Below are 21,075 nucleotides of genomic sequence, written 5' to 3' on the forward strand. Positions count from 1 at the left end.
CCGGGATCGAGCGAACGACACTGTCGTCGCCTCAGATCGACCGAACGTACCGTTCACACGATCAGGGCGGGAACTGGGTGAGGAAGATGCCGACGTCGACGCACGTAGCGACTTGTTAGCCAAGGTATAGATTGTGAACCGTCTCATAAGTCCGAAGTACTCTCCGATTTTGTGCCTTCGTCCCTAGCACTTTGGCCTAGGCTGAGGGTCATGGTGGGGTTGAGCAGCTCGAGGGTGTCGCATTTGCGACTCGTTCCGACGGAACCAGAAGAACTGCAAAGGTTTGTTCAAGAAGTAGGTGGAAGGCGTGGGGGCTTTCCATTTGCGCGATCGTTGCGTTCGAAGAGGCGCTCGGTACCGGCGCAGTACGCGATACGTATCAGTGTCGACAATGTTTCCACTCAGATCTGGCGAAGAATCCTCGTCGCGTCGGATCTGAATCTGGATGACATGCATTCGGTGGTTCAACGGGCAATGGGGTGGAGTGACCGTCATTCGCACGCGTGGTCCAAATCCGGCAGCCGATTTCCTGGCGAAGTCGAAGAGTACGTAGCTTCCGGAAGCAACGTCGAGCAGCGTCTCGCCGGACGAGTGGCGATTGTAGAGTCCGCCGTACGTCTGGACGAGGTCATGGTCTCGCCTGGCGATGAAATCAGTTATCGCTACGGACGCTTCGGGAACTGGCGTCACACGCTGACACTTGAATCTTCGGAAGTACTGCTCGATGGATTCCAAGTTGTGTGTGCCGCGGGTCGCGGTGCATGTCCGCCGGAGGAATGCGTCGGGCCTGATGAGTACGAGCAACTCCTCGGGGTCCTCGCTTCGGAGAAGTTGCGCTCCCACGAATGGACCCTCGAATGGCCGCAAACTGAATTCGAGCCGACACGATTCGAGATCGCTGAGGTCAACAATCGACTTCATACACCTCGACCGGACGAGATCGTTGCGCCGTACGACATTGCAAAGCTCGTCGAATGCCTGGAACCCTCGCGAGTCCCGGAATTGCACGCGGTCCTGGCCCGAGCCGGCATTGACGATCAGTCGGCAATCGGAGAGTTGGTCCAGGTCGAGGCGGGCCAACGCCTTCAAGCGGTCTTGGCGCTGATCGGTGTCGAAGGCATCGACGCCGATGATTTCTTCAACACGGTCGACGCGATGCTCGACAAACCTGAACTGGGACCTGTCAACCTTCCCCAAGGGCGATCACTCTTCGCAGTGCTCAAGAAGTTCGGCCTGGTGCGAAAGCACAAAGGACAGATTGTACTGACGAAGCGGGGACAGTCAGCTGAGCGGGACGCGTCAATGACGTGGTCGGTGATCGTCGAGGGAGTTCCGGTTGCGCCGGGCGGCTCGCAGAGAGCGGTGGAGCTTCTTGTCCTCCTCGCCGTAGCCGCTGGCTTGTCGCCGGCAGATCGTCAACGCTTCGTCGCGGGAGCGCTAGAGCCGATTCGGTCGTCGAGCATCCTCATGTCCGGGGCGCAGACTTCCTTACGTGACACGTCCGGGAGCACCGTAGAGGTGCTTGGTTTGATCGGCGCTACGGGATACGAGTTGGGGAAATTCGGCACCAAAGAGGACTCGTCCTGGGCTGTTCATCTCGCGAGGGCGATCCTGAAGCGTTAACCCGAGCACTGACGCAGACAACCGAAACGGGGTTCGATCCGGCAATGTCGGATCGAACCCCGTTTCGCGTACCGGTAGAGATCAGATGTTGACGCCGTAGTCGCGTGCGATGCCGGCGAGTCCGGATGCGTATCCCTGTCCGACTGCACGGAACTTCCATTCGCCGTTATGTCGATAGAGTTCGCCGAAAAGCATGGCGGTCTCGGTAGATGCATCTTCGGAGAGGTCGTAGCGTGCCAGTTCTGAGCCGTTCGACAGATCCACGACGCGGATGTAGGCGTTGGTGACCTGTCCGAAGGACTGGAGTCGGGCATCGGCGTCGTGAATCGAGACCGGGAAGAAGATGTTGGTGACGTTGGGCGGTACGGCAGGAAGATCGACATTGATGACCTCGTCGTCGCCGTCACCTTCACCCGTGAGATTGTCGCCGGTGTGCTCGATGGATCCGTCGGGTGAGCGAAGGTTGTTGTAGAAGACGAAGTGCAGGTCGGAAAGGACCTTGCGTTCCGGGCCGGTGACCAACGCGCTGGCGTCGAGGTCGAAGTCGGCACCGCTGGTACTGCGTGCATCCCAGCCGAGACCGACTGCGACCTTGGTCAGGTTGGGTGCGGCCTTCGACAGAGATACGTTGCCGCCCTTGGCAAGTGTGACGCCCATTCAGGTTCCTCTCGTTCGAACGAAGTGGATTTCTTCGTTCGGGAGTTCTGTGTTGTCCGTTCTGGACTCACATTACCGTGGGCAGTTAGGTGAGGTTCGACCGAATAGGTGCCTCACTCGAACAACGCGCGAAGATCCTCGGCGTCGAGTCCGGTGCCGAGTGTGCCTTCGGCGTCCATGACATTCGAGAACAATGCCGACTTTTTGGCTTTGAGTGCCATGACCTTCTCTTCGATGGTGTCTTTGGCAATGAGGCGGTAGACCATGACGTTTCGTGTCTGCCCGATGCGGTGGGTACGGTCGACCGCTTGTGCCTCGGCGGCCGGGTTCCACCAAGGGTCGAGAATGAAGCAGTAGTCGGCCTCGGTGAGATTGAGGCCGAAGCCACCAGCTTTGAGGCTGATCAGAAAGACTGGGACCGAGCCAGACTTGAACTCCTCCAACACTTCACCGCGATTGCGCGTCGAACCGTCGAGATAGCTGTACGGGATGTTTTCCGCGTCGAGTCGGGTGCGCACCGAGCCGAGGAACCCGGTGAACTGACTGAAGATCAACGCACGGTGTCCGCCGGCAATGACGTCGTCCAATTGCTCGACGAGAGCGTCGACTTTGGCCGACGGTATCGATCCGCTGTCCTTGTCGACGAGTGAGACGTCGAGACTGAGTTGGCGCAGTATCGTCAGCGATTGCAGGATCGTGAATCGGTTCTTGTCGACGTCGTCGAGCAGGCCGAGGATCTTTTGCCGTTCGCGCTGTAGATGAGTGTCGTAGATTGCGCGATGGCTCGGATGCAACTCGATCTCGAGTACCTGTTCCTGCTTGGGCGGCAAGTCTGCAGCCACCTGTTCCTTGGTCCGTCGTACCATCACCGGTTTGACACGTCGCCGCAGTTGCGCCAATCGTTCTGCGTCACCGTCTTTTTCGATGGGAGTGCGGTAGAAGTCGGTGAAGGTGGTGGGGCTGGGAAACAGTCCTGGTGCAGTGATCGCGAGGAGTGACCATAACTCCATGAGATTGTTTTCCATGGGTGTTCCGGTGATCGCGAGTTTGAACGGTGCGTTCACCGCCCTCGCACACTGGTGGACCTTGGACTTGTGGTTCTTGGCGAATTGGGCTTCGTCGAGTACCAGTCCGGACCAGAGGCCCGCGGAATACGCATCGGTGTCGAGGCGAAAGAGGGCGTACGAGGTCACGACGATGTCCGCCCCGTCGACGAGTGCCGTTAGATCGGTTTTGCGGCGTCGCAGCGTGTCCGTGATGACAGCGGTGTGGAGGGTTGGTGCGAACTTCGCCACCTCGGATTTCCAGTTGGATACGACGCTGGTGGGTGCGACGATCAGAAAGGGAGGCGCGGCTGGATTCGATTGCCTTGCAGCGCAGATCATTGCGAGGGTCTGCAGGGTCTTGCCCAGGCCCATGTCGTCGGCGAGTATGCCGCCCAGACTGTGCTGGCGGAGGAAATTGAGCCAACGGAATCCGTCGACCTGATAGGGACGCAGCGTTGCCGTCAAGGTGTCCGGGACTTCGATGGGATCGATGCCGGAACTGCCGAGTAATCCTGCGATCTGCTTCTTCCATGCTGCTGCTTGATGTTCGACTCTTCCGAGCGCCGCCAATTCTTCCCACAGACCGGCTTGAAATTTGCTGATCGCGAGTTTGCCGGTAGGTCGATCGAGTAGCGACCGCGCTTCGGTGATGAGACGGTGTAGGCCGAGTAGTTCAGGCGCGTCGAGCCGAAAGAAGGCGCCGTCCGGTAGCAGTATGTGAGTCTCGCCCTTGCTCAGAGCGGAGAACAGTGCTGTGAACGGAACGCTCTGTCCCGCAACATCGACGGTGACATCGAGGTCGAACCAGTCGGATCCGCTGTCCCCGTCGGGGGCTGATGTGCTGAGGCTGATCACGAGAGCGTCGTCTGCAGGCCGGTAGTCGGCGGGAGTGCCCGCAACCGTGAGATCGATGGCGTCGTGCGATTCGAGTTGGGGGAGGAGGTCGAGTGTGAACTGCATGGAATCGAGGCCGGTCAGCGTTCCCGCGAGAGTGGCCTTTGTCGCGGCCGCGCCGAGGCTTTTGGTGATGGCATCTTCGGCAGCGTGATTGCGGACCTCGGACTCGTCGGTGGTTGCATCGGCGGTAGAAATGATCAGTTCGTCGGCATCGACGGTGTATTTCCATGCCGATTCGATGGCGATGCGGTGGTCGTCTTCGTAAGTGGCCATCAGTTGTAGCCGTGGACCGGACACAGTCGGTGGGTTGTAGGCACCGTCGGAAGATATGACGGGAGCGAGGCTTCCGAGTTTGAACACGAACCGCGAAGTGAACGCATCGCGCTGCTCGGCGGGTATGTCGACTGACTTTCCGGAGTCGATCAACTGCCTCAATTGGTGGGTGACCGGCGTGTGCAGTGGTGCGAGCGTGATCGTGTTGGCGTCGTCGAGCGTGAAGACACCATGTGCCGGCGTGCCGACAAGTCCCCAGTGGGAATGGGTGATGATGCGTCCATCGGTCTGAATTCGGGGCGTGAGACGGAGATTGTTGTCTTCCGCTCCGTGGACGTCGAGGCAGATGTTGGCGTCGTCGAGTAGTGAGATATTGCCGAGGCCGGCCTTCGAGTGAACGAGTGAAACGCCCACGCCGATCGCCTCACGGAGAAGCGACCAGAGTTGCGGGCTCGCGAACCCGGCAAGATCGATTTCCGCGGCATTCTGGTTTCGGTAATGATTGCCGGCGCTGTGGAGGAGATGAATGTCGCGTAGAACCCGGATGTGGTCGACGGGGAACTGAAAGGTGCTTCCGAGTTTGTTCCAGGCGAGTCCGCCGGAGATCCACCCTCTCGCTCCTGGTTGCACTGGTTTGACGAGGAGTCGCGGCGATGTGCCCTTTGTTCGGGTGGTGAATTGAATGCCGAGTCCACGAGTGGTGCGGCCGTCGGGGTCTGGTCGGAGTAACTCCTCGAGCGCGCCGTCCCACCCGAGTTGTTGTGGCTTCGTGTTCGCCTCGGCCACCGCTGCGAGTACCAACGCGGCCACGTGTTTACAGTTCATCCGCACCGGACACGTGCAGAGGCCACGCGCGAATGTGGCAGTACCAGTCGCGCTGCGACTTATCGAAATCGTGCAGGCGTACGGCTCCCGCGCGGTCCCCGCCACAGCACCGGTCAAGGTATCCGGGGTGTCGTTCCAGCTGATGGACACGACCGCATTCTGCCGCAGGTAGGTAAGTCCGCGGTCGTAGGTGGTCGTGCCGACGACAGCGCGAATTCGGTCGAGGTCGAGGGCCTTGACTGAGTCCGGTTGCACGGGGCCAGCCTAGTGGCGGCGTCCGACAGATCTTGTCTCTTGTCGTGGTCGTTTGTCCAAGAAAGTCCGAACTGCACGGTATGTTCACGGAAACATCGTTGACTGGTTTGGGAGTTTTATGAGGACTGAGCGGCGTGCGTGGATCCGGTCTGCGCGAACAGGTGCGGTGTGTTTGGCCGTCTGTGCACTTTCTTTGCAGTTGGGCGGACTGTCGACGGCAGCGCCGAGTTCCGGAAGTTCGGGGAGCTCGGGAAGTCTGGGCAGCGTTGAGGGAAGCGTGAGTTCGGGGTCGACGATCCCGGGGCCACTTCAGGAGGATCCGGGCCCCAAGCCGGACCTACGCGACGATATCGTCGTCCCGGCTATCGTCGGGGAGAAGGTGACCGCGCCGCAGGCAGTGAGGCTGACGGTGGCGTCGCCCGCACTTCGACGCGAGGTCGGCGTCGAGATTTTGCTACCCGCTGACAATTCGGTTCCGCGCCCAGCGCTGTACATGCTCGAGGGTGTCGACGCCGGAGAGAAAAGCAGCGGATGGATGACGATCGGCGGCGCTCCGGCGTTCTTCGCCGACAAGAACGCCAACGTCGTGATGCTCAATGGCGGAATCGCGAGCCTGTACTCGGACTGGGAGAATCCGGATCCGCGGCTGGGACTGCACAAGTGGGAAACTTTCATCACCGAGGAGTTGCCACCGCTGATCGACGCGCGACTCAAGACCAACGGCATCAACGCGATTGCCGGCAATTCCATGGGCGCGATGGGCGCAATGATGCTCGCTCAACGCTTTCCGGACATGTACCGGGGCGTCGCGGTTTTCAGCGGCTGCTACTCCACGATGGATCCGCTTGGCCGCACTGCCGTTCAGGCCACGATTTCTTCCCGAAGCGGAGATCCGGCCAACATCTGGGGTGTGCCAGGAGGTCCGGAGTGGGAGGCACACGATTCTTTGATCAACGCAGAGAAGTTGCGCGGCAAGGAAATCTACGTGTCGACGGCAAACGGTCTTCCCGGATCCGATGAGACGCTGCAGACTCCTGAACTGCTCGAGCGACTGGTGATCGGCGGCGGCATCGAGGTTGTTGCCCACGCCTGCACCAAGATGTTCGATGCGCGGTTGCAGGAGCTGAAGATTCCGGCGCAGGTGGATTACGAGCCGAACGGTACACACGCGTGGGCGTATTGGCGTGAACGACTGCCCAAGGCGTGGCCGACGCTGTCCCGGGCATTGGGCCTCTGACGGTTCGACAACAGGGCTCGGGTTGTGGCGCACCACAACCCGAGCGTTGGATCACTCGCAGGCGATGCCGTCGTTGTCCCGGTCGAGATGCGGGGCGTACCCGTTCTGACCCCGGTACAACGGAGCTGCGCCGGCGTTACGCACGGCAGTGCAGTTCTGGTAGTACCGCGCCGGTGCGGGAGTGTTCTGCGGTGCCGGCTGATTCTGGGGCGCCTGCGGAGCGGGCGGTGCAGGTGGGGCCGGCGGTGCGAAGACGGGGGGAAGGAACGGCTGGACTGCGTCGGCAGAGCCAGCCGGAATCATGCGGGCGATCTCGATCGGTAGGAAATCGAAAACCGTGGATGCCTGAGCGGCGGGTGCCGCAACCAGAGTGATTGCGGCGCAACCTGCGACGCTGAATGCCAGACGGCGGAGCTTCATGTGACCTCGTGTTCAACTGGGCAGCCCTACCACTTCTGAGGGCTGTGCCGGATGAGCATACTGGTCATAACGACCAAATGGTCTATTTCGGTAAGGGTGAAACCTGGGGTGAAAGCAGCGTCCCCGCACCGTATTGCTCGGGTGCGGGGACGCTCTGTTGTCGGCGAGGGGTTACGCGTCGACAAGGTCCTCGGCGAAGGGATCGCCGTTGCGGGGAGCGTCGAAACGCTCCTTGTCGAGGATTCCCTCACGCTTTGCGACGATGACCGGAACCAGAGCCTGGCCGGTGACGTTGACTGCGGTACGACCCATGTCGACGATCGGTTCGACTGCGAGGAGCAGTCCGACGCCAGCCAGGGGAAGACCCAGGGTGGAGAGCGTGAGTGTGAGCATGACCGTCGCACCGGTCGTTCCGGCCGTTGCTGCCGAGCCGATGACCGAAACGACGACGATCAGCAGGTAGTCGGTGAAGGTCAGCGGAACGTCGTAGAAGCCGGCGACGAAGATTGCCGCGATCGCGGGATAGATTGCAGCGCAACCGTCCATCTTCGTGGTGGCACCGAGCGGAACGGCGAACGAGGCGTACTCACGCGGAACACCGAGGTTGCGTTCCGTGACGCGTTCGGTCAGCGGCAGTGTGCCGATCGACGAGCGCGAGACGAACCCGAGCTGAGTCGCAGGCCAGACGCCGGAGAAGAAGCTTCGGACCGAGAGGCCGTGCGCGGCAATCAGGATGGGGTAGACCACGAAGAACACGATCGCCAGACCGATGTAAATGGCGGCGGTGAAGACGCCCAGCGAGCCGATCGCATCCCAGCCGTAGGTGGCGACAGCGTTGGCGATCAGCGCGGCCGTGCCGATCGGGGCGAGGCGGATGATCCACCACAGGACCTTCTGAACGATCGCGAGGAGCGACGCGTTGAACTCGAGGAACGGAGCAGCCTTCGGTCCGATCTTGAGCGCAGCAATACCGATTGCGCCGGCGATGACGAGCAGCTGCAGGACGTTGAAGCTCAGCGACGTGGTCGCTACACCTTCGGTGACGGAAGTCTTTGCGCCCAGCCCCAGGAAGTTGTTCGGAACCAGTCCGGTGATGAACGCCCACCACGAGCCGGAGCTCTTGGGTTCTTTCGCTGCTTCAGCCGCGACGTCGGTCCGTGAACCTGGATCGGTGATCAGGCCGACGATGATGCCGATGATCACAGCGATGAACGCGGTGATGGCGAACCAGAGCAAGGTCTGCACGGCCAGGCGAGCTGCATTGGCGACCTGGCGCAGGTTGGCGATGGAACTGACGATGGCCGTGAATACCAGCGGGATCACCGCGACGGTGAGCAGCTTGACGTAACTCGAACCGATAGTCTGCACGGTGCCGACCAACCAGTTGACGTTGCCGTCGGCTGCATCAGGCATTGCCCGGGCGACGAGACCGATGATGACACCGAGTACAAGGCCGGCGACGATCTGCGGTCCGAATGCCGTCGCCCAGGACGGAAAACGGGACGTGGACTTTTCCGGCACGCCGGTGGAGGTGGAGCTGGGCATGACTATGCCTTTCGAAAATCAAGGGAGCGAAACGCAGCGCGGCATCAGAGGCCGGGCAGATTCGAAGAAATGTTTCCTGGTACGCGTCAGGTCAGAGCGAGCGCGTACACATTGCGCTCGCCTGCAGGCGAAGGTCGACGTAACGCCGACTGGTCAGGAACAACACTGTCCACACACTACTCGCAGCTTCAACTACTCGATCCCGAGGGTCGCCGCGGGAGTTCGCTTCGCGTTCGTCGGGTGTGCCCCGATCAGTCACTGTTGGTCGGTTGACTAGTCTCGACGATCAGTAGGTGCCGCACCGGCGCCTACGCGTCGGCAAGCGGAAGCGAGAGACCGATGAGCGTTCGGAATGCCGAGTACCCGCGTCCGAAGCATTTCCTGGTGCACCTCAGTGACACGCATCTGGTGGCACAGGGAGCGCTGTACGACGCAGTGGACGCGTCGACGAGGTTGCGGGAAGTGCTCCGCGGGATCGTGGCCTCGGGCGCACGCCCGGACGCACTCCTCTTCACCGGCGACCTGACCGATGAGGGAGAACCCGACGCGTACGCGCAACTGAAAGCCATCGTGGAACCCGTGGCGGCCGAGATCGATGCACAGGTCATCTGGGCGATGGGTAACCACGACGACCGCCCCACCTTCAGATCGTTGCTGTTAGGCGAGGACGCGGCAGATCATCCCGTCGACAACGTCTACGATCTTGACGGACTGCGGGTGATCACCTTGGACTCGTCGGTTCCGGGTCATCACTACGGTGAGATCACGGATCGTCAATTGGACTGGCTACGAGCAGAGTTGGCGGTCCGCGCGCCCGACGGAACGATACTGGCGCTGCATCACCCGCCGGTTCCGTGTATTCAGGATCTTGCAGTCTTGGTGGAGTTGCGCGATCAGCCCCGGCTGGCAGACGTCCTGCGAGGCAGTGATGTTCGGGCGATTCTTGCCGGGCACCTTCACTATTCGACGACGGCGACGTTCGCCGGGATTCCCGTGTCCGTGGCGTCGTCGACGTGTTACACCCAGGACCTGAACGTGGAAGTCGGTGGGCAGCGTGGTCGCGACGGGGCTCAGGGGTGCAACCTGGTGCACGTCTACGACGAGACGATTGTTCATTCGGTCGTTCCTCTCGGCGCTCACGTGACGGTCGGTGAGCCCGTCGACGCGGCCGAGGGAGCCCGCAGGCTCGGCGCTGCCGGTATTCGAATCCTCGAGAGCGAAAAGGCGGGGCGCTCGATCGTCTGAGGTGGCAGGCGGTTTCCGGTGCGTCGGCACGGTTCGAGTCGATTGCCGGGCAGTCGCGTACTCACTACCGTCGAGGTAGGTGCAGAGCTCCAGCAACAAGGACCGGCTAGCTGGACGGCAACCCTTCATGCCGATGGGGTGCCCCGGAATCACACCTGGCGATACGCGCGGTGCGTGTCGCAAGCGGCAGTCGCCACGAGAACCGTCAGTCGGGTTGCTGACGGTTTCTGCGGTCGGCACTGTGCGCTCCCGAGTAGTTCTCGAACAGGAGTATGCGCCGATGACCTCCACCCCTCCTTCCCATCTTGCTCCGCTGCATCTCGCGGTGGCGCTGGACGGTGCCGGTTGGCACCCTGCAGCCTGGCGAGAGCCACACTCGCGTCCGAGTGAGCTGTTCAGTGCGTCGTACTGGACGGACGTGGTGACGACCGCCGAGCGTGGTCTGCTCGATTTCGTCACCATCGAGGACAGTCTCTCGGTGCCGGCGGACCCGCTCGAGCCCGTCGACGACGCCGTCGACCGGGTACGCGCGCGGCTCGACGCGCATCTCGTGGCTGCCCGACTGGCACCTGTCACGAGCAACATCGGATTGGTCCCGACCATCACCACCATTCACACCGAGCCGTTTCACGTATCCAAAGCTGTTGCCACGCTGGACTACACCTCGCGTGGTCGCGCCGGATGGCAGGTGAAGGTGTCGGCCTCGGAATCCGAGGCGGCGCAGTTCGGGCGACGCGATATCCCAGCGCTCACCGCTGCCGACCGACAGTCGATAGTGTCAGGCGTGCTCCCTGACTTCGTGCGCGCTCTGTTCGACGAAGCCGCGGAGGCAGCCGACGTCATCCGGCGACTCTGGGACAGCTGGGAGGACGACGCCGAGATCCGCGACGTGGAGCAGCGCCGATTCATCGACCGAGACAAGTTGCACTACATCGACTTCGAGGGAAAATATTTGTCGGTCCGTGGGCCGTCGGTGACTCCGCGCCCGCCGCAGGGGCATCCCGTCGTCACAGCATTGGCGCATCAGCGCGTGGCGTACGAACTGGCGGCGCGCACGGCTGACCTGGTGTTCGTGACGCCGTTCGACGACGAGCAGGTAACGGCCATCGTGGGTGAGGTGCGAGCAGCCGAAGAGCACGTGCAGCGCACCGGCGAACCGCTTCGGGTCTTCACCGACATTGTCGTCTTCTTCGATACGCCGGAAGAAGCTGGAAAGGAACGGCTCGCTCGCCTCGACGCGCAGGCCGGTACCGAATACCGTTCGGACGCGCTGACCTTCACCGGCACCGCGGCCGAGTTGGCAGATCTTCTGCTCCGGTGGCAACAGTTGGGCATCGACGGCTTCCGGCTACGACCGGGCGTCGTCGTGGACGACCTCGACGCGATCGCGGGCGAGCTGGTTCCGGAGTTGCAGCGGCGCAGCGTATTCCGCACCGAATATCCGCAGACGAACCTTCGCGGACTGCTTGGTCTACCCATCGACGTTCCCAACCGCTACGCCGCCGGCACTCCGGCCGCCTGACAGACGAGGAATACATTTTCATGAGTTCTCAGAAGCGTAAGCAGGTCATCCTGGGTGCCTACCTCGGCGGCGTCAACCATCACACTGCATGGTGGGATCCGCAGGCGGGCAGCCAGATCGAGTTCGATTCCTTCGAGCACACCGCTCGAACCGCCGAGCGTGGGAAGTTCGACTTCTTCTTCCTCGCCGAAGGTCTCGCCCTTCGTGAACGTGCAGGACAGATATTCGATCAGGACATCATCGGTAGGCCGGACACCTTCACCGTGCTTGCATCGTTGGCGGCAGTGACCGAACACCTCGGTTTGGCCGGCACCATCAACGCCACGTTCAACGAGCCGTACGAACTGGCCCGCCAATTCGCGACGCTCGATCAGTTGTCCGGGGGACGTGCCGCCTGGAACGTCGTCACCTCGTTCGACGCATTCACCGGCCAGAACTTTCGTCGCGGCGGATACCTGGATCGTGCGCAACGATACGAGCGCGCGGAGGAGACGGTCGCGCTGGTGCGTGAACTGTGGGATTCGTGGCGCAGTGACGACATAGCGGCTGACAAGGGATCTGGGCGTTTTCTCGCGCGACCGGATGCCGGTGAATTCGCTTTCCACGGATCACATTTCGACGTGAATGGCCGATTCACAGTGCCGCGTAGCCCGCAAGGGCGCCCGGTTATTCTCCAGGCCGGTGTCTCGCCGCAAGGGCGGGATTTCGCTGCGGGCAATGCCGACGCGATCTTCTCACCGTACGGACAGTTGCCCGAGGCGGCCGACTTCTATCGTGACATCAAGGCTCGTGCCGTCGCGGCCGGACGCGACCCGGGTGACATCAAGATCCTGCCGTCGGCGAGTTTTGTTCTCGGCACGTCCGAGGCGGACGCGATCGAGAAATACCGCGATATTCGCGACCAGCAGGTCACCGGCCAGACCGCTTTGGTTCTGCTCGAGCAGATCTGGAATCTCGATCTGTCGAAGTACGATCCCGAAGGACCCCTACCCGATATCGCACCGGACCCCGAAGCCCCGCCGATCATCCAGGGGCGCGCCTTCATTCACCAGGACCGTTTCGAGACCGTGGCAAAACTGCGCGCGGTCGCCGAGAGCAAGAAGTTGAATCTGCGCGAGGTGGTGATCGATCAGTTCGAGCGTGGACCGATCGTGGGTACGCCGCAGCAGGTTGCCGAGAAGATCGATTTGTTTGTCAGCAACGACGGTTCGGACGGATTTATCCTCGGGTCGCACCTGGTGCCGACCGGACTCGACGAGTTCGTCGACAACGTGGTGCCGCTACTGCAGGATCGAGGTGTTCTCCGCAGTGACTACGAAGGAACGACCTTGCGTGACAATCTCGGACTGCCCATTCCGGTGCAGCGGGAGCAAGTGTCAGCACGCTGATCGACCGAAGTGGCAAGGGCCCAGCCGAAATCGGCTGGGCCCTTGTTTCAACTAGGCTTCCCAGGGAGCAGGGATGGGGTAGTAGCTCTCCAGAAATTCCGTGATCTTGCGGGTGCGAAGTTCCAGATCGATCTCCGGAGCGCTGCCGTCGTTGAGGCAGAAGAAGTCCATGGAGCGCTTGGCGAGCAATGAGTCCATGTCGCGCAAACCGGCTTTGACCGTCGTATCGACGTACTTCACGGCTGCGGACTTCTGCACCACCGATCGTCCACTCATCAGTGTGTAGTAGTGGTACAGCGAATTGGTAACCGAGATATTGGAACTCGCGCGGAAGGTGCTTGCTGCAGTTGCGGCGAAGTCTTCGGCGAACTCGCGTTCCATCTCTGCCATCACGCTCTTACGCAGCGGCGTCGCTGCGTGCTCGAGGTGCCTGGTCGTCATCAGCCCGAAGCGGTCCTGAAGCAACCGGCGGTTGACGCGTGCCGCATTCTCGAACCCGCTGCGGTCGTTGTCGTTGTGTCCCAAACCGATTCTGGTATCGGCTTCGATGAACATGCTGATCCCACCGGGGGAGAAGAACATGTCCGGACCGACGGGGCGACCGAAGAACATGTCGTCGTTCGAGTAGAGGAAGTGTTCTGCCAGACCCGGTATATGGTGCAGCTGGCATTCGACAGCTTGAGAATTATGGGTCGGCAACACAGTTGGATCGGCGAAGAACTTTTCGCTGGGCATGAACGTGACTCGCGGATCGTCGGCAAGCCAGTCCGGCCGATCGGAATCGGTCGCGACGAAGATACGCCGGATCCACGGCGCATACATGTGGATGGATCGTAGCGCGTATTTGAGTTCGTCGATCTGACGGAAACGCGCTTCTGATTCGTCGCCCTCGCCGACGATGTAGTTCTGCATGCGCTTGGCGCGCTGAGCCTGAAACTCTTTGGAAGAGCCGTCGACCCAGGAAAAGACAAGATCGATATCGAAGCTGATATCGGAGGCATGATCGGCGAACATGTTCTCGATAGTCGGCCAGATCCGGCCGAATCGCTCGACGGTTCCTCGGACAGCTTCTTCGGGGAGGACGGTACGTCGTGTCAGTGAATTCTCGACGGGCAGAACGATTTCTTCGTCGGAAATCGACCATAATTCGATTTGAACTCCGATGTTTGCGCCGTAGTTCATGCCGCTTGCGACGTGAACCCTCGGCCGGAACAAGCGGAAGATCCGTGACTTGTTGGTCTTCGACAGGGCGCCGTCCGCAACAAGAAGCGCTGGGCTCTTCTTTGCGTCGACGGTTTTGGAATAGAAGGGTGCGTTGGTGCATCCCTCGACAAGTGCCTGCCGCAGGTTCTTGCGTTCGGTCCAGCTGACTGCGATGACGGGGCGCTCGTCGTTTCCGCGGACGAGTAGATACTCGATCCCTGCGGCGTCGAGGACGCCGCGGATGAACAGCAGATCTTCGACCATCGCTTCGAGCGGCGTGGTGGTCGTGATCGCGAGGGCAAATCGATTCTTGAATCGGACGGTCTCGGGTAGTTCACCCATCCGCGCGCGTGACGCGGCCGACGCCGGTTCCACGGGATTGGGGCTGTCCTGCTCCGGGGGTACGAAGTAGATGTCGTGCGGAGCGGGAGATTCTGTAATGGGATGCCTTCCGATTCTGATCCAGCTGTGTATCTGTCGCCCCCGACGCTGCGCGAGCGTGGTGGCGACGAGCTCAGTCTATGCCGTCGATGCCGAAAGTCGGACATGAGTGACGGGGATGGGTAGGGCGGGGCGAGTCGGGTACCCCGAGGACCGAAGCGAGAGTGAAGGAGGAGATCCCATGCGTGTGAAAGCGATGGTCGGAACAGGGGCGATGGCTGTTGCGCTGGCCGCCGGTCCAGTTGCGACAGCTTCTGCGGAGGGAACCGACGCGGCGGGATCGGAAGGTTCACCGGAGATGCTGACCTGCGAGGTGGTCTTCGATGCACTGGAAGACGTGAGCCCGGAATGGACGGAAGTGGGGATCGATCAGGTCGAAGACTGGTGTGAGTTGATCACCGGCGAAGAAGACTGAGCGTCAGCCGCGCGAGATCACTCGTCGTGACAGTCGCCACCGCCCGTCCTCGAGTTCGAATTCGTCGGCGTAGCTCCCGACGCCGCTGAGTTTGGGCGACGTGGTTGTGTCGACGTAGAACGTCCACACCGCATCCGCGCGGGCTGTAGTTTCCGAGGTCACGTCCACGGCGATCGCCGTGGTGACGTGGCGTGTGAATGTGCCCGGGCCTTGTATCCCGGCGGCCCGACGCCCGCGTACTCCAGCAGCAATTTCTTCGCGGCCACGTCGTACCTGTGCGGGGATACCGCGATCGGGATTAGCGGGCATGTTCCATTCGGCCTCGCGGGTGAACTGCTCCACGTAATCCTCGACCGAGCCGGTATCGGCAAGATGCGCGATCCGAGCGAGCGTTGAACGAATCTGTTCGGCAGGGCTCTCGGGTTGCATTCTGTCCTCCGTAGGCGTGGGTGCGGCAGATCGGACGCTACAGCTCATGACGACAACGACGATGGCCCCGTCCCATTGAGCGGCAACATCCCACAGCCGGGCGAGGGACGAAAGTTGAGATCACCTCGAGTTCAACCGTATTCGAGCTCGCAGCGTAAATGATTGAGTGTTCACAGTAGGCAGTGCCATAACGACTGCCGTGCCCGTAGGCTTGACCGACTCACAGGAGATCGCCATGTCCGTCACCGAACTCGAACGCATCACCCAGACCCCGGACCAGATCTATGCTGCCGGCGGAATCACCGTCCACAAAGTAGGTGAACTGATCGGCGCCCGCATCGACGGAGTACATCTCTCCGGAGACCTGTCCGACGAGACTGCCTACGCAATCACCTATGCGCTGGCCGCGCACAAGGTTGTGTTCTTCCGTGGGCAGCACCACCTCGACGACGCGTCGCAGTACGAATTTGCGGGAACTCTCGGTACCCAGACCACCCCGCACCCGACGGTGAAGTCCAGGGGCGACAAACTGTTGGTGCTCGACCGCGCCGCCAACAGTTGGCACACGGACGTGACGTTCGTCGACCGCATCCCGAAAGCATCGGTTCTGCGAGCTACGACCATTCCCGAGTACGGCGGAGCGACCACGTGGGCGTCGACTACCGCTGCGTACGACCAACTGCCGCCTTCGCTCAAGGTATTTGTCGAGAATCTGCGTGCCGTTCACACCAATGCCTACGACTACGCCGAGGTTGTCAACCAGGCGAACCCGGTAGACGCGCAACGACTGGCCTACTACGCCGAATTCACTCGTGAGATCTACGAGACCGAACACCCGGTGGTGCGGATCCATCCGGCGACGGGGGAGAAGACCCTCCTGCTCGGTCACTTCTTCAAGGAGTTCGTCGGGCTCAAGCCGTCCGAGTCGGTCGCTCTCTACCAGATTCTCCAGGCGCGAATCATCAAGTTGGAAAACACTGTTCGATGGAACTGGACGGCCGGCGACCTGGCGATCTGGGACAACCAGGCGACTCAGCACTACGGGATCGCCGACTACGGAACTCAGGCACGCAGTGTGCACCGAGTGACGTTGGCCGGTGGCGTTCCGGTTGACGTCCACGGCGAGCCGAGTCGAATCCTTCAGGGCGACGCCACGGAGTATTCGATCATCGCGGACATCGATCGGCTTCCGGGCTTTGCTGCGAACTGATCAATCTGAGCTTTTCCAGATCCGGCAGCCTGTCACATCAGTTCCCGTCTCGGCTTCGGGATGTGTTCGGCCGCCGCCGACAACGTCAGGCTTTGACCACCTTGCGCCCGAGCAACGATGCAACCAATCCGTCGACGAAGGTCGCCTGACGGCCGAGAGGATCGGAATCCGCTACCGCGACGCTGCCGATCGAAATCGATCTCGTCAGGCCGGTCTCGCTGATGAATTCGGCGGCGAGGTGCGCTTCTCGGAACGTGAGGCCGCCCAGATGTGTCGTGTCGTCGACGCCGAGAACGCGCCCATCGATGATGTCCATGTCGAAGTGGACGTGGACGCCGTTCACGCCCTGGCCCGCCGCGGCGAGGACACGAGGCATCAAGGCCGCCATGCCATGGCGATCGATCTCGTCGATCGTCACCAGCAATACCCCGTACTCGTCGAGTGCGCGCTTGTGATCGACCGTTGCGTTCTTGACCCCTACCAAGACGGTGTTCTCCAAACTGGGGCCGTGCAGATCCACCGCCGACGACAGCAATTGCGCGATATCGCCGTGGGAGGCGAAAATTATTGCACCCAAATCGGTTCCGGGTTCGGTGGTGATCGGAATTCTGGTGTTCTGCCAGGCCTCGGAAGTGAGCCACAGCGGCAACGTCGTGAGATCCGCGGCGGCGTTCTCGCCTTGAATGCAGTTGAAACCGATTCCGGACATGTCTTCGCGTAGACCGTGATCGAGGAGATGGTTTGCCAGGCCGGTAGTTTCGAGGTCGATCAATTCGACGGTCGCATTGGTATCGATCGGTTCGGTGCCCAGGACATAGCGCTTTTCGACGTAGGGCGATGTCATTGCCATCAAGAGCGCGCCGTAGTCGATCGTGAAGTCGACCGTGCCACCCAGTCGGTATTCGTCACCTGTTTCTCCGGCGTCGACGAGGAGGTGATCGCTGCTGGCGCTGATCACCTTCAATCGCGGATCCATCGGGGTCAAGCCTTCCGGCGAGATGTCTTCGCGGCCGATGGACAAGATCAGACGTCGGCTCGGTTTGTCCTCGTTGTCGAAGACGGGGCGTCGGCCGAACGCGTCTTCCCCTGAGACGCCATACGGCCGCGACGGCTTGATCTTGGCCTCGATGATGTCAGCTGTCAGAGTGAAGGCGTCGTTGTTCAGCAGTTCGTACAGCCCTGGGGGAGTGGGTGATTCGGCCAGAACGATGCTGGCACCCAAACGCAGATGGTTAATCCCCTCGGGCATTTTGCCGGTCTCGAGGAGCGGCAGGGAGAACGTATTGCCGCCGGAAACGATCGGCAGTTCGATCGAGAACCGCTTCGTGATTTCGTCGGCTATGTAGACCAGGTTCGACAAGTTGTCGACGGTCGGTTGGATGCCGCCGACGCACGCGAGGTTTGCGCCGATTCCGATCAGTCTGATGCCCTTGACGGGAAGGATTTCAGCGACGACGTCCAATGCCTCTGCCGGCAGGATTCCTTCGCGGAGATCGCCGAGGTCGATCATCAGCACGATGTCGTGGACGACTCCTCGCACCCGCGCTGCTCTGCCCAGGGCAACAATCGTCGTCAACTCGGAGTTGAGGCTGATGTCGGCGTAGCGGATCGTGTCGTCGATCTCGTTCAGCGACGGTGCGCGGATCAGCATCAGGGGAACGGTGATGCCGTCGCGGCGAATGCGGGCCAGGTTGTCCAAGCGGGAGTCGGCGATCTGTGCGACGCCGCCGCGGACCATTGCTCGCGCCACCTTGGGGGAGCCACACGTAGATTTGCTGACGCCGGCCACCGAAATACCCTTGGCATTGGACGCTTCGACGAGGACGCGCGCATTCTGTTCGATACGACGCAGGTCGACGGTGATGGTCGGTCCAGTCATGATCTCCCCGTTTTCTCCGAAGGCGGTTCACGCTCCAGGCATTGCGGACCGGACGGTTGGCGTGAGCTGGACAACTTTGCTCCAACTGTTGTGTCGTAGGACACTTACGTGCAGTATGAGGATACAATAGTTTCCTACCAGGCACTCTAGAGGAGCGTCGATGGCTACTCTCGTCAAACACGTACTTCGGCGCAAGCCGGCTTTGCAGACAGACCAGGAGACCGGCGCAGATACCAACGGCGGCGAGCTGACCCGCAGTATCGGTTTAGCGCAGTTGTCCATGTTCGGCATCGGCGCCACGATCGGCACCGGTATCTTCTTCGTCCTCTCGCAGGCAGTCCCGGTTGCGGGTCCGGCAGTCATCATCTCCTTCGTTGTTGCCGGTGTCGTCGCGGGACTCACGGCGATCTGTTACGCGGAGTTGGCCGGAGCTGTACCGGCGTCGGGCTCGTCGTATTCCTACGCTTACGCGACGCTCGGAGAGCTTCCGGCCATGGCGGTCGGCGCGTGTCTGCTCCTCGAGTACGGAGTCTCGGCCGCAGCGGTGTCCGTCGGATGGTCGCAATATTTGAACCAGTTACTGGGCAACCTCTTCGGCTTCCAGATCCCAGATGCGCTGTCACAAGCGCCGGAGCAGGGCGGCATCATCAATCTGCCCGCAGTGATCCTGGTGTGTCTGTGCGGTGTTCTGCTCATCCGCGGCGCCAGTGAATCAGCCAAGGCCAACGCCATCATGGTCTCGATCAAACTCGCGATTCTGCTGCTCTTCATCGTGGTCGGCATCGGCGGATGGAACAGCAATCACTTCGCCGACTTCGCACCGTTCGGATTCAGCGGCGTCATGTCCGCCGCCGGAATCATCTTCTTCTCCTACATCGGCCTCGACGCAGTGTCCACCGCCGGCGAAGAAGTGAAGAATCCTCGTCGCAATCTCCCTCTCGCGATCCTCATTGCACTCGTGTCCGTCACTGCGATCTACATCGCCGTTGTCGCCGTCGCGATCGGTGCACAGGATTCCGCATCGTTCGAAGGTCAGGAAGCCGGACTGTCGGCCATCCTCGAACAGGTGACCGGATCTACCTGGCCGGGAACACTTCTGGCCGCCGGAGCAGTGATCTCGATCTGCAGCGTCACACTCGTGGTCATCTACGGTCAGACCCGCATCCTGTTCGCGATGTCACGCGACGGCATGATTCCGTCGATCTTCCACAAAGTGAACCCGCGGACTCTGACACCGGTGCCCAACACCATCATCGTCTGCGTTGTCATCAGCATTCTGGCCGGTTTCATTCCGATCAACTTCCTCGCCGAAATGACCAGCATCGGAACCCTGGTGGCCTTCCTCGTGGTTTCGGTCGGGGTCATCATCCTGCGGCGCAGTGACCCGGACCTGCCGCGCAGCTTCAAAGTTCCCGGCTATCCGGTGACGCCGATCCTCTCGATCCTGGGTTGCCTGTGGATCATCAAGGACCTCCGAACCGTCACGATCTACGTGTTCCTCGTGTGGGTGACCGTCGCGATCATCTGGTATTTCGCTTACGGTATGAAGCACTCGCGTCTCGGTGCGAAGAACCGCGCCGACTTGGGATCGGAGTCCGAGTCATGACGCTGCTCGCGGGATATGCGCCCGACGGTGACAGTTCCGGGACCGTCCATCTGGCAACGCTCTTGGCGCGCTCGTCCGGTGAACCGTTGGTGATCTGCGCGGTGATTCCGTCGCCGCCACCGCCCGGGATGGCGCGTGTCGACTCCGAATATCACCAACAATTGCGAGCCGAAGCCGAAGCGGCGCTGGCGAAAGCGCGGGCCGACATGCCCTCCGACGTCGACGTGACCTATGTCGTGCATGAGGCTCAGTCGACGTCGAGCGGCCTGCTTGATCTCGTTCACGAGCACGAAGCCAAGATGATCGTCCTGGATTCGTCCACGGCTGGGGTGTTCGGCCATGTGGCTCTCGGCAGCGTCACTTCACGCCTGCTGCACAGTTCAGACGTTCCGGTCGCGCTGGCGCCGAGGGGGTTTCGAACCAAGCCAGGTGAGGTGGTCCGCCGCGTCACCGCCGCCTACTCGGGCACACCCGATCAAGACGATCTGGTGCTCGCCGCCGCGACCGTGGCTGCGCGTGTCGATGCCGGACTTAGATTGGCGGCGTTTGCAGTTCGTGCGAACGCGCAGTACACGACCACGCTCGGGACCGAGGGGGATTCGCCGATCATCTCGGAGTGGGCCGAAGTGGTCGAGCGTGAGACCAACGCTGCCTTCGAGCGAGTGCGCGCACTGCCCGAAATACCCGACGTAATGGAATCGGTTATCAGCCATGGTCGTAACTGGGCCGAGGCGCTCGAGGGCGTCGAGTGGGATCGAGGTGACGTTCTGACGGTCGGCTCGAGCAAGGCGGGTCCACTGGCGCGGGTGTTCCTCGGCAGTCGGGCGGCGAAGATCGTGAGGTACTCACCGGTTCCGGTGGTGGTGGTGCCGCGATCCGCGTCGACCCGAATAGTCGATCAGGCCGAAGCGGAATAGAGAGCAGGGCCGACGAGCGGAGTGCTTGTCGGCCCTGATCTT

Annotated in this window: 16 protein-coding genes and 1 riboswitch; of the genes, 9 read left to right on the top strand and 7 right to left on the bottom strand. The window is 61.4% G+C overall.

Going from position 1 to position 21,075, the window contains the following annotated elements; genetic code table 11:
• Window positions 1-210: 210 nt before the first annotated feature.
• Window positions 211-1,623: a plasmid pRiA4b ORF-3 family protein gene (locus tag QM716_RS26895; RefSeq protein ID WP_283307281.1), complete on the top strand. Its 1,413-nt coding sequence runs from the start codon at window positions 211-213 to the stop codon at window positions 1,621-1,623.
• Between the two features lie 81 nt (window positions 1,624-1,704).
• Here the strand turns inward: QM716_RS26895 and QM716_RS26900 are convergent, their stop codons facing one another.
• Together QM716_RS26900 and QM716_RS26905 are read right to left on the bottom strand one after the other, a co-directional pair.
• The gene (locus tag QM716_RS26900; RefSeq protein ID WP_003940660.1) at window positions 1,705-2,280 is read right to left on the bottom strand and encodes a TerD family protein; all 576 of its coding nucleotides are present in this window, start codon (window positions 2,278-2,280) and stop codon (window positions 1,705-1,707) included.
• Between the two features lie 113 nt (window positions 2,281-2,393).
• Complete coding sequence (locus QM716_RS26905; RefSeq protein ID WP_283307284.1) at window positions 2,394-5,576, bottom strand: DEAD/DEAH box helicase; 3,183 nt, start codon at window positions 5,574-5,576, stop codon at window positions 2,394-2,396.
• Window positions 5,577-5,694: 118 nt separating this feature from the next.
• On the opposite strand from QM716_RS26905, the gene QM716_RS26910 reads away from it, so the two are divergent.
• Window positions 5,695-6,813, top strand: a complete 1,119-nt coding sequence (locus QM716_RS26910) for an alpha/beta hydrolase (RefSeq protein ID WP_283307286.1) — start codon at window positions 5,695-5,697, stop codon at window positions 6,811-6,813.
• A 51-nt stretch (window positions 6,814-6,864) separates the two neighbouring features.
• On the opposite strand, the gene QM716_RS26915 is transcribed toward QM716_RS26910, so the two are convergent.
• On the bottom strand, window positions 6,865-7,233 hold the full coding sequence (locus QM716_RS26915) for an excalibur calcium-binding domain-containing protein (protein ID WP_283307288.1): 369 nt from the start codon (window positions 7,231-7,233) through the stop codon (window positions 6,865-6,867).
• 171 nt (window positions 7,234-7,404) lie between these two features.
• A complete protein-coding gene (locus tag QM716_RS26920; RefSeq protein ID WP_283307290.1) occupies window positions 7,405-8,778 on the bottom strand; it encodes a dicarboxylate/amino acid:cation symporter in 1,374 nt (457 codons plus the stop codon).
• Between the two features lie 339 nt (window positions 8,779-9,117).
• Between QM716_RS26920 and QM716_RS26925 the strand changes: the two genes are divergently transcribed.
• The 3 genes from QM716_RS26925 (at window position 9,118) to QM716_RS26935 (ending at window position 12,933) form a co-directional block, all read left to right on the top strand.
• The gene (locus tag QM716_RS26925) at window positions 9,118-10,023 is read left to right on the top strand and encodes a phosphodiesterase (protein ID WP_283307292.1); all 906 of its coding nucleotides are present in this window, start codon (window positions 9,118-9,120) and stop codon (window positions 10,021-10,023) included.
• A gap of 78 nt (window positions 10,024-10,101) precedes the next feature.
• Window positions 10,102-10,215, top strand: a riboswitch (SAM riboswitch).
• A gap of 88 nt (window positions 10,216-10,303) precedes the next feature.
• Window positions 10,304-11,545, top strand: coding sequence for an LLM class flavin-dependent oxidoreductase (locus QM716_RS26930; RefSeq protein ID WP_283307294.1), 1,242 nt, complete (start codon window positions 10,304-10,306; stop codon window positions 11,543-11,545).
• Between the two features lie 20 nt (window positions 11,546-11,565).
• Window positions 11,566-12,933 carry an NtaA/DmoA family FMN-dependent monooxygenase gene (locus QM716_RS26935; protein WP_283307296.1) on the top strand — a complete coding sequence of 456 codons (1,368 nt, stop codon included), beginning with the start codon at window positions 11,566-11,568 and terminating at the stop codon, window positions 12,931-12,933.
• Window positions 12,934-12,984: 51 nt separating this feature from the next.
• Here the strand turns inward: QM716_RS26935 and QM716_RS26940 are convergent, their stop codons facing one another.
• Window positions 12,985-14,478 (bottom strand): stealth family protein, encoded by a 1,494-nt coding sequence (locus tag QM716_RS26940; RefSeq protein ID WP_283307441.1) that lies wholly within the window; start codon window positions 14,476-14,478, stop codon window positions 12,985-12,987.
• A 280-nt stretch (window positions 14,479-14,758) separates the two neighbouring features.
• Here QM716_RS26940 and QM716_RS26945 point away from each other — a divergent pair, with 280 nt between their 5' ends.
• Complete coding sequence (locus QM716_RS26945; RefSeq protein WP_283307298.1) at window positions 14,759-14,992, top strand: hypothetical protein; 234 nt, start codon at window positions 14,759-14,761, stop codon at window positions 14,990-14,992.
• 3 nt (window positions 14,993-14,995) lie between these two features.
• Here QM716_RS26945 and QM716_RS26950 read toward each other — a convergent pair whose 3' ends face one another.
• Complete coding sequence (locus tag QM716_RS26950) at window positions 14,996-15,421, bottom strand: nuclear transport factor 2 family protein (RefSeq protein ID WP_283307300.1); 426 nt, start codon at window positions 15,419-15,421, stop codon at window positions 14,996-14,998.
• 235 nt (window positions 15,422-15,656) lie between these two features.
• Between QM716_RS26950 and QM716_RS26955 the strand changes: the two genes are divergently transcribed.
• The gene (locus QM716_RS26955; protein WP_283307302.1) at window positions 15,657-16,631 is read left to right on the top strand and encodes a TauD/TfdA dioxygenase family protein; all 975 of its coding nucleotides are present in this window, start codon (window positions 15,657-15,659) and stop codon (window positions 16,629-16,631) included.
• Window positions 16,632-16,716: 85 nt separating this feature from the next.
• Here QM716_RS26955 and QM716_RS26960 read toward each other — a convergent pair whose 3' ends face one another.
• The gene (locus QM716_RS26960; protein ID WP_283307304.1) at window positions 16,717-18,510 is read right to left on the bottom strand and encodes an alanine racemase; all 1,794 of its coding nucleotides are present in this window, start codon (window positions 18,508-18,510) and stop codon (window positions 16,717-16,719) included.
• Between the two features lie 160 nt (window positions 18,511-18,670).
• Here QM716_RS26960 and QM716_RS26965 point away from each other — a divergent pair, with 160 nt between their 5' ends.
• Complete coding sequence (locus QM716_RS26965; protein ID WP_283307305.1) at window positions 18,671-20,116, top strand: amino acid permease; 1,446 nt, start codon at window positions 18,671-18,673, stop codon at window positions 20,114-20,116.
• The gene (locus tag QM716_RS26970; protein ID WP_283307307.1) at window positions 20,113-21,033 is read left to right on the top strand and encodes a universal stress protein; all 921 of its coding nucleotides are present in this window, start codon (window positions 20,113-20,115) and stop codon (window positions 21,031-21,033) included. Before QM716_RS26965 ends, QM716_RS26970 begins: the two co-directional genes overlap by 4 nt.
• Window positions 21,034-21,075: the final 42 nt, after the last annotated feature.

The sequence above is a fragment of the Rhodococcus sp. IEGM 1409 genome (assembly GCF_030056735.1).
GTDB lineage: Bacteria > Actinomycetota > Actinomycetes > Mycobacteriales > Mycobacteriaceae > Rhodococcus_F.